Origin of the sequence: Shewanella putrefaciens, assembly GCF_016406305.1 — a bacterium.
In the GTDB taxonomy this organism is placed as follows: domain Bacteria; phylum Pseudomonadota; class Gammaproteobacteria; order Enterobacterales; family Shewanellaceae; genus Shewanella; species Shewanella putrefaciens_C.
On sequence record NZ_CP066369.1, the window covers coordinates 3947969 to 3961449 of the forward strand.

At 47.8% G+C, this 13481-nt stretch carries 13 protein-coding genes; 6 read left to right on the forward strand and 7 right to left on the reverse strand.

The genetic code is table 11. The features are described from left to right. The first annotated feature begins 7 nt into the window (after positions 1-7). From JFT56_RS17205 to JFT56_RS17215, 3 genes are all read left to right on the forward strand, one after another. Complete coding sequence (locus JFT56_RS17205; protein WP_198781205.1) at positions 8-592, forward strand: TlpA family protein disulfide reductase; 585 nt, start codon at positions 8-10, stop codon at positions 590-592. A gap of 253 nt (positions 593-845) precedes the next feature. Then, positions 846-1424: a nucleoside triphosphate pyrophosphohydrolase family protein gene (locus JFT56_RS17210; RefSeq protein WP_198781206.1), complete on the forward strand. Its 579-nt coding sequence runs from the start codon at positions 846-848 to the stop codon at positions 1422-1424. 56 nt (positions 1425-1480) lie between these two features. Then, positions 1481-1771, forward strand: a complete 291-nt coding sequence (locus JFT56_RS17215) for a helix-hairpin-helix domain-containing protein (RefSeq protein ID WP_198781207.1) — start codon at positions 1481-1483, stop codon at positions 1769-1771. A 24-nt stretch (positions 1772-1795) separates the two neighbouring features. Here the strand turns inward: JFT56_RS17215 and JFT56_RS17220 are convergent, their stop codons facing one another. Both JFT56_RS17220 and JFT56_RS17225 read right to left on the reverse strand, forming a co-directional pair. Next, positions 1796-2899, reverse strand: coding sequence for an AI-2E family transporter (locus JFT56_RS17220; RefSeq protein WP_198781208.1), 1104 nt, complete (start codon positions 2897-2899; stop codon positions 1796-1798). Positions 2900-3037: 138 nt separating this feature from the next. Next, positions 3038-4108 (reverse strand): NAD(P)H-dependent flavin oxidoreductase, encoded by a 1071-nt coding sequence (locus JFT56_RS17225; RefSeq protein ID WP_198781209.1) that lies wholly within the window; start codon positions 4106-4108, stop codon positions 3038-3040. A gap of 253 nt (positions 4109-4361) precedes the next feature. On the opposite strand from JFT56_RS17225, the gene torT reads away from it, so the two are divergent. After that, positions 4362-5495 carry a TMAO reductase system periplasmic protein TorT gene (gene torT / locus JFT56_RS17230; protein WP_233095534.1) on the forward strand — a complete coding sequence of 378 codons (1134 nt, stop codon included), beginning with the start codon at positions 4362-4364 and terminating at the stop codon, positions 5493-5495. Here torT and ubiA read toward each other — a convergent pair. From ubiA to JFT56_RS17255, 5 genes are all read right to left on the reverse strand, one after another. Next, entirely contained in the window at positions 5492-6352 is an 861-nt protein-coding gene (ubiA, locus tag JFT56_RS17235) for a 4-hydroxybenzoate octaprenyltransferase (protein ID WP_198781210.1), read from the reverse strand. The two genes, torT and ubiA, sit on opposite strands and share 4 nt — an antisense overlap. Positions 6353-6497: 145 nt before the next feature. Beyond that, complete coding sequence (gene uvrD, locus JFT56_RS17240) at positions 6498-8666, reverse strand: DNA helicase II (protein ID WP_198781211.1); 2169 nt, start codon at positions 8664-8666, stop codon at positions 6498-6500. A gap of 347 nt (positions 8667-9013) precedes the next feature. Further along, positions 9014-9643 carry a hypothetical protein gene (locus JFT56_RS17245; RefSeq protein WP_198781212.1) on the reverse strand — a complete coding sequence of 210 codons (630 nt, stop codon included), beginning with the start codon at positions 9641-9643 and terminating at the stop codon, positions 9014-9016. A 965-nt stretch (positions 9644-10608) separates the two neighbouring features. Then, a complete protein-coding gene (locus JFT56_RS17250; protein ID WP_198781213.1) occupies positions 10609-11016 on the reverse strand; it encodes an NUDIX hydrolase in 408 nt (135 codons plus the stop codon). A gap of 69 nt (positions 11017-11085) precedes the next feature. Then, complete coding sequence (locus JFT56_RS17255) at positions 11086-11319, reverse strand: hypothetical protein (protein WP_198781214.1); 234 nt, start codon at positions 11317-11319, stop codon at positions 11086-11088. Between the two features lie 192 nt (positions 11320-11511). Here JFT56_RS17255 and JFT56_RS17260 point away from each other — a divergent pair, with 192 nt between their 5' ends. Further along, positions 11512-13023: a helicase HerA-like domain-containing protein gene (locus JFT56_RS17260; RefSeq protein WP_198781215.1), complete on the forward strand. Its 1512-nt coding sequence runs from the start codon at positions 11512-11514 to the stop codon at positions 13021-13023. 310 nt (positions 13024-13333) lie between these two features. Further along, a complete protein-coding gene (locus JFT56_RS20020) occupies positions 13334-13456 on the forward strand; it encodes a hypothetical protein (RefSeq protein WP_269819992.1) in 123 nt (40 codons plus the stop codon). Positions 13457-13481 lie beyond the last annotated feature (25 nt).

The following is a 13481-nucleotide window of genomic DNA, read 5'->3' on the forward strand; positions in this document are numbered from 1 at the left end:
TTAACCCATGAAATCTTACACAGCCAAGCTCACGCTCCTTTGTACTTCACTACTGCTAAGCTGCGTCGTACAGGCCCATTCACTGCAAAACAAACTCTATGACACAGGTGAAGCGATTCCTAAACCGAGAGTCATGACGGGTTTTATTGAGATGCAGCATGCCCGCGGGATACCCGAGGTGCCCTTTATCGATGAAGCAGGCCAAGCACAAAGCCTCAAGCAGCATCAAGGTAAGCTCACGCTAGTGAATCTCTGGGCAACCTGGTGTGTTCCCTGTTTAAGGGAAATCCCCGAGCTTCAAAAACTCAAACAGCAATTTGCCGATAAAAACATCGCCATAGTGCCGATTTCAATTGATGAAGAAATAACAGAAGTGCGCCCGTTTCTTAATCAGCATGGCTTTAACCAGTACAGCACCTGGCTCGATCCTAACAAAAACATTGAGCAGATCATCCCTGCCAACGTGGTTCCTGCAACTTATGTGTTTGATGCAAAAGGCAACCTTGTCGGCTTTGTTCGTGGCTATTTAGATTGGACAGATAAAGAGGTCGCCCCTTATTTGGAAAAGCTTATCGCCAAATACGCTCAATAATCCCGTAAAGCACGGTAAATGGCGCTGTCTTTACTGACTTAGCCCGAGCCGGTAAATCTAATCTCCATTCGGTACCCCACCCTAATTTTTGCCGAAACCCGCTGCTCCCCGATTTGGCAGCGGGTATTTTTACTTCAAGGCCAGCACGCTTTGTATTCTGCGCCACCTTTCTTTAGAATTGCCGCTGTTATCCATGAATCGATTTCGCAAATCTATTCGTAAAACCTATTGATAAAAAACTAAGGCTCCCCCGATGAAACTCACCAGTTTAACGCAACCTATTTATGACCACTTGTACCGTGATATCAGTGAGTTTCGCAGTACCTTCGACCTCGCCGTCAACCATGCCAGCTCATTGGATGATAAGGCCGACACCTTACATACTTCGTTGATTATTGAAGAGTTAACTGAACTTGCCGAAGCCGATAGCCGTATCGAACAGGCCGATGCCATTGTGGATTCTGTTTACGTGTTGATGGGTCGTTTAGTGCATTTAGGCGCTGAGCAAATGAGTGACAGACTGGAAATCAGCTACCTTATCGATCTGCTGCTGTGTGTTGCCAAAAACCGTGAAATTGACTTTATCGCCTGCTGGGATGAAGTCCATTCGAGCAATATGAGCAAGGTCTGCCGTAACGAGCAAGAACTGGCCGAGACTATCGCCTTTTATGCCGAGCAAGGCGTTGAAATTGTCGGTAGTCAGCAAGGTGATTTCATCATCGCCAAATGCGCTAAAGACGTAGAAATGGCAGGTAAAATCGTACGCCAAGGCAAGGTATTAAAGTCGGTGTATTACCGCCCAGCGGATTTAACTAAACTAGTGAAAGCCTAATAGTCACGCTTCGGCAGCGCGGGCTTTTGAATACTGCTTATCACAGGGAAATAAGTATGAATCCAGCGAAAGTCGTGCGTGCCGAGGTTAAGCAATTGACTGATTTACCCAATATTGGCAAAGCCTGTGCGGCGGATTTGCGGTTACTCGGCATAGAAACCCCGCAGCAACTCGTGGGGAGAGATCCCTACGAAATGTACCGCACACTCAACGCATTAACCGGGGTAAAACATGACCCTTGTATGCTCGATGTGTTTATTTCAATCACCCGCTTTATGGCGGGTGATGATCCTCTGCCTTGGTGGTTTTATACGGATGAACGCAAACAAGCATTTGAAATAAAATGATGTTTACACCAAGTTTTAGTTTATCTATTGGCTGACATCATCAGACTGAGACGCAATAGCCCCTTGAGCGGGTATCGTTTCGGGCTCTTCCCTTAACCACTCTCGCCAAATGGCCACCAGCAGGGCCATCAATACTGGACCAACAAACAAACCGACAAAACCCATGGTTTTTACGCCGCCGATCAGACCGAAAAAAGTCGGTAAAAAAGGCAACTTTATCGGCCCACCGACAAGATTAGGCCTCAGGGTTTTATCGACGATAAAGAGCTCTATACTTCCCCACAGAAATAGCCCGACACCCGCAGTAAGATCGCCCGTCCCCACTAAGTAGAGGGAGATCAGCGTAAACATAGTGGGCGCACCGCCGGGGATCAACGCCATAAATGCCGTTAATACCCCAAAGGCCACGGCGGAAGGAACGCCTGCAATCCAATAGGCCGTGCCAAGTACAATGCCCTCACCTATGGCGATGAGTGTCATACCGATTACAGTTGAGCTCACCGTGGCGGGCACCACGCGGGAAAAACTGTGCCAGCGTATTGGTAGCACTCGCTCGCCGACAATATCCAACTGCCTTGCGATTTGTTCGCCGTCTTTATACAAGAAAAACAAAGTGATCAGCATAAAGAGTAAGGTCAATAATAATCCCAAGGTATTCCAGCCCAATTGCAACACCCAACGGGAAATGCCACTCAGATTCTGACCACTGATGGCACTGACAATTTTACCCAGCTCATGGGGCTCACCGATAAACTGTTGCCACTTGAGCGTTAACCATTCCCCTATCCCAGGAAAATCTTTGATCCATATAGGCACGGCTGCGCCATGTTGGTTAGCATGAACTAACCATTCGACCCAAGTTCTAATCTCTTGTAAAGCATAGGAAAATACAAATACTAACGGAGTGACCAAGCCAAATACAATGCACACCATGGCAATACTCGCCGCCAATGCCGTGCGACCGCCGCATTTGGCCAGCAGTTTTTGATAGAGCGGCCAACTCGAAAAACACACAATCAAAGCGGCTAAGGCGGGGACTAAAAAGTCGATAAAAAAGAATACACCAGCACACAACAACAGAACTAATAGGGTACGGCCAACCGCGGCATTACTGAAAATAGGTGCCATAGTCAAACTGCTCCTCGACTTAACGCTAGTAAGTAATGGCAAATGCCCTAACTATATAAAGATATCCAACAAACGCACAGCAGACTAACTTAGATAAGCCAATAAATCATCTAATTAGAATAAATATTCCCCTCCTTTTTATCCGCGTATATTTGGACTACTTCCCATCACACCTAAAGCCAACTGCCTTGTTAGTTCAGCGGCGGGAATCGCCTGGCAGCCAGTGGCATTTTGGCCGCACCAGAGAGGGCTAAAATCGCCGAAACCTTGATCTTCTGCGGCGGTTCTCAGCCCAGCGACGGCACTTGAGGCGAGGGGGAAATCCGGCACTACATCATTGATAGGCCCAAGTTCGGCCATAAAACGATTCACAATACCCCGGGCGGGGCGGCCGGAAAATAAGTTCGTCAGCGCCGTATGTTGCGCCGCCTCACTTTGCAGTGCGCCGCGGTGAATATCACTGGTAGTGCATTCAGGACAGAGTAAATAAGCCGTACCCACCTGCACTGCAGATGCGCCCATTGCCATGGCGGCGCGCACGGTTTTCGCATCCACTATCCCGCCTGCGGCAATTACTGGAATATCTACCGCCGCAATAATTTGCGGCAGTAGGCTAAAGGTCCCAGACTGTTCGGTTAAATCCCCAGATAAGAAATGCCCCCTATGGCCACCCGCCTCTAAACCCTGGGCGATGATGGCATCGGCACCACGGGCCTCTAACCAAAGCGCCTCCTCGATGGTGGTCGCAGTCGATATCACCTTTGACCCCCATGATTTGATTTCAAGTAGCAGCGCTTCGCTAGGTAAACCAAAATGAAAACTCACTACCTCAGGTTTAAATTTAGCGAGGACTTCAGCCTGCGCCTCGCTATAGGGCCTACGCTGTGCCCCAAGAGGTTGAGTATTAATATCAAGATTAAATTCATCGAAATAGGGTGCAAGCTGCTCGAGCCAAGCCGCTTGTTTCGCGAGTTGTGGCTCGGGTTCACTGTGGCAAAAAAAGTTCACATTGAAAGGTTTAGTGGTCTTTGAGCGGATTTCTGTCAGCTCGGCCTCGAGCGCCTCAAGGGACAACATGGCACAGGGTAACGAGCCAAGCCCCCCCGCCTCAGAGACGGCGATAGCAAGCGCACTGCCCTGAACACCCGCCATAGGCGCTTGAATAATAGGTAATTCAATCCCAAATAATCGGGTTAACTGGCATGGCATATCCCACCTCCTTTAACGTTTTATCCCTTGACGATTCATCCCGATGGCTCAGAAAGCCTCCAGAACCTCGCTCACATAAGTACACTGCCGCGGATCTGGATACAAGCGTAGACAGCAAGCATATTAAGCTTAAACGTGTAAATCCTAATAGAATCAACATATCAACGCCAATTACCTAAGTAACAGCCTTCCTCGATGACAAATAATCAAACAAGACAGAAACAACTTGGCAACAAAACGCTTTAGGGTAACAATGCCGCATTCATCTATGCTTAATCCATTATTCATTCAACATGATGCCTCTATGCGCTTAAATGCTTTCGCAACTTCTATGCTTAGAATGACCTTACTCATAGCCCTCACGAATGCAGTTTTCCCAGCATTGGCGACTTGGTATCCTGCGGATATCATTTCCGATGGACAAAAAAGCACATATACCCCCCTCACTCAAGCGAGTAAAGCCTGGCGGATCTGCGCCTTACTTCCCCATGGTAAAGACCAATATTGGTGGGGCGTAGCCTTTGGACTATCCCAGGAAGCTCGGCGCCAAGGCGTGACCCTAGGTATTTATGATGCCGGCGGATATGACAAAATTGAGCAGCAAAAACAGCAGCTCCGTGATTGCTATGCGCTCAAAGCCCAAGCCTATATTATTGCCGCCAATACGGCTGACGGACTCGTGACGGATATTGAACAACTCATCGCGGCGGGCATTCCTGTTATCGATTTAGTGAATGGTATTGCGACCGACAAACTCACGAGTCGCTCCTTAGTCAGCTTTGAAGATATGTCCACCGCGGCGACAGATTACATTGCCGCGCAGCAACTAACGTCTATAGACAAAGGCTCACCTAAGCTTAAGGTGGCTTGGTTTCCGGGCCCTAAAGATGCCTCTTGGGTAATAGCCGCGGAACAGGGATTTAGGCAAGCAGCGGCCAAGCATGAATTCGAGATTATAGAAGGGGGCTACGGGGCGACAGAGTTATTCATTCAAGCCGATTTAGTACGAAAAACACTGACAAAACAAAGCATAGATTATGTGGTAGCCAATGCGGTGGCGGCTACGTTTGCGGTGCGACTTTTAGATAGACAAAGTGAGCAAGCGGGTAGGGTCATTGCCTTTTATTCTAATGCACAAACCATAGAATTAGTGCAGAAAAAGCAACTACTTGCGACTGTCAGCGACTTCCCCGTACTGCAAGCAAGAATTGCCATCGACCTCGCGGTGCGCGCACTCGAAGGTGCGCCTTATCCCCGCAGGGTGAGCCCAATGATCAAGGTCATATCCCAAGACAATGTCAACCAGATTGATTTAGAGCAAATATTAGCCCCAGAAAACCAATGGATGATCCATCAAGATCTCCCAACCTTGAGCGAAACTCGTTAAATCAAATAGTCGGCGCCCAAGCCAACAAATAATGCCAGACCGGCCCAGTTATTGTTAAGGAAGGCCTTAAAGCAAGGTGCTCTTTCGCGGCCAAAAATCAGCATCTGCTGGTAAGTGCTAAAGCCTACAAAGGTGAGCAATCCTAGGCCATAGAGCAAACCACGGTCGGCACTCCAGCCCGCGGCGATAAAACAAACCAGCGCGGCAAGTTGAAATAACCCGATGATTTGGCGGTCATATTTACCAAAAAGTATGGCGGTCGATTTAATGCCGACCTTAAGATCATCGTCCCTATCGACCATGGCGTACATGGTATCGTAGGCGACGGTCCAGCACCAATTGGCGGCAAATAACCACCAGGCTTCGATGGGCACTTCGCCCGTTTGCGCCGCATAGGCCATAGGGATAGACCAACTCCACACTATGCCCAAAAACATTTGCGGCATGTTAGTCACGCGCTTAGTAAAGGGGTAGATAATGGTGAGAATAATGCCAACAACGGATAATTTAACCACTAATCCATTGAGTAATAAGACTAATCCAAAGGCGGCTAGACCTAAGACTACAAACAGTAATAGCGCTTCTTTAGTGCTGATTTCACCGCTGGCGAGGGGACGGGACTTGGTACGCTCAACATGGGAGTCGAGGTCGCGGTCGGCATAGTCGTTAATGATGCAGCCGCAGGCGCGCATGATCACTACGCCAACCACAAAGATAATCAAGACCTTAAGATCGGGCATCCCCCCGGCGGCTAGCATCAAGGCCATCAGACATGGCCACAGTAATAACAGCGTACCTATGGGGCGGTCGAGTCGAGTCAGGCGGGAATATACGTCCCACTTCTGCTTTAAATTCATTAACTAGGTACTCCCACTCCTAATTTGAGCTCACATTTTTATCTCAACTTTCAGGGTGAGCATCATATACCCAAGCTCCCCCCGAAGCGAGTTTCAAAGCTGTAAAACCTGCCATAAAAAATAACAAGCCAGCCAATACCTTATCTTAACGCGCCTCTAGGCGAGCATAGGCAACCACCAGCCACTTGCTGCCAAAATCGTTAAAATTAACCTGCACCCTGGCCTGCGCGCCACTGCCTTCAAAGTTGGTGACCTTGCCTTCGCCAAACTTAGGATGATTGACTCTTTGGCCGACATTAAAACCCGTATCATTGGCCGCGGCCGATTTTTGGGTACTAAAACGATTATTCGCCATCGGCGTCGACACCTGCGCCTTCAAGCGAATTTCATCCACATATTGCGGCGGAATTTCCTTAATAAAGCGTGATGGACGGGCGTAATCTTCACGGCCATAGATACGGCGGGATTCGGCATAGGTGATATAGAGTTTTTCCATCGCGCGGGTCATGCCCACGTAACAGAGGCGGCGCTCCTCATCGAGTCTGTCGCCCTCTTCGAGCGCCATTTTACTCGGGAAAATCCCCTCCTCGACACCCGCCATAAACACCATAGTGAACTCCAGCCCCTTGGCCGAGTGCAGTGTCATCAGTTGCACCGCATCGGTAAAGGCATCGGCCTGACCTTCGCCCGCCTCTAAGGCCGCGTGGGATAAAAAGGCGTTAAGCTCGCCCATATCCTCAAGTTCTTCTGGCATTTCGAAGGTGCGCGCGGCGGTGACGAGTTCCTCTAAGTTTTCGATACGGGCGTGGGCCTTTTCGCCCTTTTCCGTCTCGTACATGGCTTTAAGGCCAGAGGCTTGGATCACAGTGTCGGCCATGCGATACAGCGCCATATCGCGAGTGTCGTCCTGCAGGGTGACAATCAGATCCATAAAGCCCCGTACCGCTGAGGCGGCGCGACCTGCGAGCACTTTTTCATCCAGCAGGCGCAAACACGCCTGCCATAGGGTGAGTTCCTGCTGGCGGGCGGTAGTGCGTAAAATATCTAAGGTGCGATCGCCAATGCCGCGGGGCGGCGTGTTGACCACCCGCTCGAAGGCGGCATCGTCATTTTTGTTGCTGATGAGGCGCATATAGCCCATCGCATCTTTAATCTCTTGGCGTTCGAAAAAGCGCAAACCACCGTAAATCCGATAGGCTAAACCTTTGTGTAATAGGGCCTCTTCGAGTACCCGTGACTGGGCGTTTGAGCGATATAAAATCGCGCAGTCGCTTAAATTGCCGCCTTTTTCGTACCAGTCATTGATACGGCCGACAATAAAACGCGCCTCGTCCATTTCGTTAAAGGCACAGTAGAGGGAAATCGGCTCACCATCGGCTTCGTCGGTCCATAATTCTTTACCCAAACGTTCGGGGTTATTGGCGATAAGGGCGTTAGACGCCTTCAAAATGTTGCCCTTGGAGCGATAGTTTTGCTCGAGGCGAATCGTGGTCGCCGTCGGGAAATCCCGCAGGAAGCGATGCAAGTTTTCAACCTGTGCGCCGCGCCAACCGTAAATGGATTGGTCATCATCCCCCACTATCATCACATTGGCGGTTTGCCCGGCAAGCACTCTAATCCACGCATATTGAATGGCGTTGGTATCTTGGAACTCATCCACCAAAATATGCTTGAATCTGTCTTGATAGTGGGCGAGCAAATGCGGCTTATTGAGCCATAACTCGTGAGCACGTAGCAGGATTTCGGCAAAGTCGACTAAGCCTGCGCGATCGCAGGACTCTTGGTAAACCTGATAGATTTTTAACAGATTTTGCTCAATCGGAAAGCCACCCGCATCGATATGCTTTGGCCTTAATCCTTGGTCTTTTTTACCATTGATATAGCCCTGCGCTTGGCGAGGTGGATATTGTTTTTCATCTAAATTGAGGCTTTTAAGGATGCGCTTAATCAAACGCACTTGATCGTCAGAGTCGAGGATTTGAAAGCTTTGCGGTAATCCCGCATCTTGGAAGTGAGTGCGCAGCAAACGGTGCGCTAACCCGTGGAAGGTACCAATCCACATCCGCCCCATATTGGTGCCCGCGACCTTCTCGACCCGCTCACGCATCTCGGCCGCGGCTTTATTGGTAAAAGTCACCGCAAGAATCGAGTACGGACTCTGCTGTTCAACCTGCATTAACCACGCAATGCGGTGGGTTAACACCCGCGTTTTACCACTGCCCGCGCCCGCAAGCACTAGCATGCTAGATTGCGGTGCCGCGACAGCCTCACGCTGTTTATCATTTAGGCCGTCAAGTAAAGAAGATACGTCCATTCTCGCCTCCAAAAAATCGAGGAGGCAGTATAACAGAAGAAAACCCGCCTGCGCGCCTGTTCCACAAGACAAGAGGCATAAGACAAGAGCCATAAGGAGAGTGGTATGGCACTGTCCATTCTTAAGCACTGTCATTCCAGTGACACGCAGCAAGCACATCCATGTGTGCTCGACCGTGACATCCATGTCACGGACGGTCACTTACATGCCAGCGCTTAATCTTGCCAACCCCAACAGTAATCTGAACCCTTTCTTACAAGCATACACTCTGTAAATTTAACGAGGATGGATAGTTTAATTTGCATTCATATAAAGGAATGGTTAAGGCTGAGATGGGATTGATGTGTTCACCAAATGTTTAGTTTTCTAACAGGATTAGACTCTCTTGAAAATGACATTTTACTTGCAACGTTAAAATAAATATCGCTGCAGAGATATTCAGAGAAACTTCCATTAACAGAATGATTTATAAAGCAGTTATAAAGTGTTTTTACAAAATCATTCATCGTGTCATCAGAAATTTTGTAATTAGCTTTTAGCTGTGCCAATTCATTTTTTAACTTACTTTTTAGAGCTTCATCATCTTCCAAACGAAGGCAATAAACCTTGGGAGTGTGATAGACAAGGCTACAGAAATAGTTAACTTCTAGTTCGTAGTTGATGCTTCTGCCCTGGTAATGATCCCTAAATATGGAAAGACAAATGTTAGATATTTCATTTAATTCATCTAAAGTATGCTTTGCAACGATATCTTCAAATCGATAAAAATGAATGAAAGTACGGTAATCAACTTGAACCATGGAGTTCTTAATACACTCAGACATTTTCATTCTCTTTATAGGACTGAAAAAAATTCCTATATGTAATGCAAGATTTTCAGTACCTTTTATCAAATCAAGAAAAAAATTAATTAAGACTAAAATAGCATCCAATATATAAGATATTGTTTTTTTGATAAAATTCTTAAGACTATTCATACTTGCTCGTTCATGTCTATAAAAGCACTGGTCGGTGGTAATGATATCAGTTTATCAAGACACCGATTGTTAAATTTCGTGGATACAGGAGAGAATAAAAAGCAGTGATTTTCACGCTTAGGGTGAAACAGAACATCCACAACTCTTTGATGCTTTAAGTGACCAACAGACAACTCAACAATCAAAGGAATACACCATCCCCTCGGAGTTGCCGCAGGGCATTTGCGTTCGTTGCGTGAGCGAGGCATGGATGCCGAGATAGCGTCAGTCGAATCAGGGACGAGCGTCTGACGCGATAGCATAAGAATGCTTAATGCCCAAGGGGATTTCAACTCCGTTAGGGGCGTCAAGGAGCATCCAAGGAGGATAGGACGAGCAGTCCTCCTTGGTCGGGTGTGGGTTGAAGACCCACGACTTTGACTTTGATTTTATTAAATAAATCAAACAGGGTTTGGGCTGCGACCCTCAAACAAGCTGAAACAGGACATCCACAACTCTTTAATGCTTTAAGTGACCAACAGACAACTCAACAATCAAAGGAATACACCATCCCCTCGGAGTTGCCGCAGGGCATTTGCGTTCGTTGCGTGAGCGAGGCATGGTCGTTCTCGTGCATCAGACCCATAGGGAAATGGGAAATGTCAGAATGATGTATGGAACATCATTGACCATGCACTTCACGACATTCAGGCATCCTGCCTATCAGATGCCGAGATAGCGGCAGTCGAATCACGGACGAGCGTCTGACGCGATAGCATTAGAACGCTTAATACCCAAGGGGCTTTCAACTCCGTTAGGGGCGAGCATCCAAGGGCGAAGGCCAGCGGCCGCTTTGAGCGCGAGATAGGGATATCGAGCTGGCAGTTTAACATGGACGTTTTTGATAGGACGAGCAGTCCTCCTTGGTCGACTCTTATTAAAAAATCAGGGGGTGAAGCCCCACGACTTTGCTTACTGGCAAAGCCTTAAAACTTCCCACTTATAACAACACCATTGAAATTAAGACAATCTTTGATCCTTTGCTGCTGAACCGCGCTGAGGGTGTCGATATCATGGAAGGCAAACTCTGAATGCTCATGACTCAAGCGAATCACCGCATCGGCAGCCGCAAACTCGCAGCGAAAGATAAATGCTTGGGATTGGTAAGCACTGTGATAATAAACACCACTCAGGTACTGAATGTTCACCTCGAGCCCGAGTTCTTCATTGCATTCACGCAGCAGCGCCTCGTGAATGGTTTCACCGGGTTCTAAGGCGCCGCCGGGCAAACCCCAGGCAAAATTGCCATAGTTTGCTTTAAGCAGCAGCACTTGGCCGAGATCATTGGTGATCACCCCATGGCTACTCAGCCGAAAAGTATCCTCAAACGCCATGTATAAATCCCGCTATTTGCCCTTGCCTACCGGGCCAGATAATGCCCCACAGGCTGGCATAACTACTTGCTATTGACTACGTTGGATTGCTCGATCCATGGCCGCTTTAAGCTGTTGTTCTTGCTCTGCCTTTTTGGCTTTTTCATGCTCGGCAAGCTGTTTATTCGCCTCAATCACACAGCGCTGTTGATCTAGCATTGGCCCATAGGGATCGACATCTGTCCTTGCGGAGCAGGCCAAATCGGCGCATGCCGATGTGAGTAATGATGCGGATAAGACTAACATAATCAATGGAATTTTCATCTTCGGTGCCTCAATAAATTCAACCAAATGGCTACACTTAATCAAGCTAACATGGGCAAGCTTTACCTGACCTGTATCAAGGCTGCACCTAACAGATGTTGACAGGGATTTTTTAAAGGAAAACACTGGGTGATGATTTTTTATCCACCTAAAACCGATTATTGAATCGTTAAATTAAGATAAGGACTGCGCTTGAATACTCTACTCCTAGGGAAAGGTGAGCAACAGGTTCACTTAAATCTTAAATATGCCAATCGTCATGGGCTTATCGCAGGGGCAACGGGTACGGGGAAAACCGTTTCGTTGATGAGCCTAGCCGAGGGGTTTTCACGCCAAGGTGTGCCGGTATTTATCACAGATATCAAAGGGGATATTTCAGGGCTTGCTATGGCGGGCACCCCAAACGACAAGCTGTTACAACGGGCGGCTCAAATCGGGATCGAGGACTATCAAACCGAGGCCAATCCCGTCGTGTTCTGGGATTTAGCCGGGATTCAAGGACATCCGTTACGCACAACGGTGAGTGAAATGGGCCCCACCTTGCTTGGCCGCATCCTCGAGCTTAATGATACTCAAAGTGGCATTTTAGATATCGTCTTTCAACTGGCGGACGATCAAGGATTGTTGCTGCTCGATTTAGATGATCTGCGCGCCATGCTGACCTTAGTCGCCGATGAGCGCAAAGAAATCTCCGCCAAATATGGCCTCATTAGCGCCCAATCCCTCGCCGCAATTCAGCGAGCCGTACTCGGTTTAGAGCGCGATGGTGGTAAAGACTTTTTTGGCGAACCCGCATTACAACTCGAAGATTTGATGCGCACTAACTTACAGGGGCGTGGCATCATCAATTTGCTCGCCGCCAATAAACTCATTTTAACACCAAGATTATATTCAAGTTTTCTACTCTGGCTGTTATCAGAGCTATTTGAAAATCTGCCTGAGGTGGGCGATCTCGACAAACCTAAACTGATCTTTTTTATCGATGAGGCGCATCTATTGTTTGAGGGGTGCCCGCCGAGCCTATTAAAACGGGTTGAACAAATTATGCGGCTTATCCGCTCCAAGGGCGTTGGCGTTTATTTTTGTTCACAATTTCCAGATGATGTTCCCAATGAAATCCTCGGCCAGCTCGGCAATCGTATTCAGCATGCCCTTAGGGCGTACACGCCTAGGGATCAAAAAGCCGTTAAAACCGCGGCCGAAACCTTTGTACCCAACCCTAAACTCGTCGTCACAGATGTAATATCCCAACTGGCGGTGGGCGAAGCCTTAGTCTCTATGTTGGCCGATAAAGGGGTGCCCACTATGGTAGAACGTGCGCTCATCGCCCCACCCCGCTGTCGTATGGGGCCGGCATTGCTCGATGAGCTGCAACAAATTCGCGCACAAAGCCCTATTGGTGGCAAATATGATCGCTTAATCAACCGCGAATCGGCCTATGAATTACTTCACAACCGGCGCTCTGATAGTGAGCCCGCGCCATCAACCGCCTCTGAATCAAGATCCTCTGAAAATACAGATCAAACGAGTCCAAAAACAGAAGAACAGGGTTGGTTTAGCGAGCTTATTTTCGGCAATAAACGCCGCCAAGGTTTAGCCGAAACCCTTGCCAAACAAACGGCGCGCACTGTGGGCAATCAATTAGGAAAACAAATTCTGCGGGGACTACTAGGGGGTATATTGGGTAAATCAACCCGCAGATAGGCTTGACGGTAGTAACCGTGCTCTAGGTCGCATATTTTATAGACAGTTTAGCACTACCAATAGCATGAATTATTCTAAGTAAGGGATAGATCTTGCCACGGATTTAGGTGATAAGATTATTTTGCGAGTCCAGCTCAGAGAGGCAAACAAATTCAAATAAATTATCAATGATTTTAAATAATTGCGATTTAAAAATGTTGTAATTCGAGATTTAACGTTTCGCTTCAGTCAGGACATCATGGTACAGGTTTTACGCGTATGGCTTACATGATTAGCCTGATGAACAACCACAAAGTACATGGAGTTAGCTATGAGTAAAGAGCAAAAAAACCGCAAAGAAACGAAAAAGAAGCCGTTAATGTCTGCAAAGGAAAAAAGAGCAGCAAAACACGCTAAAAATGCTTCTAAGGGTTTCTTAGAAAACACTAAATAGTGTTGTGCCAGCGCATTCAATATCA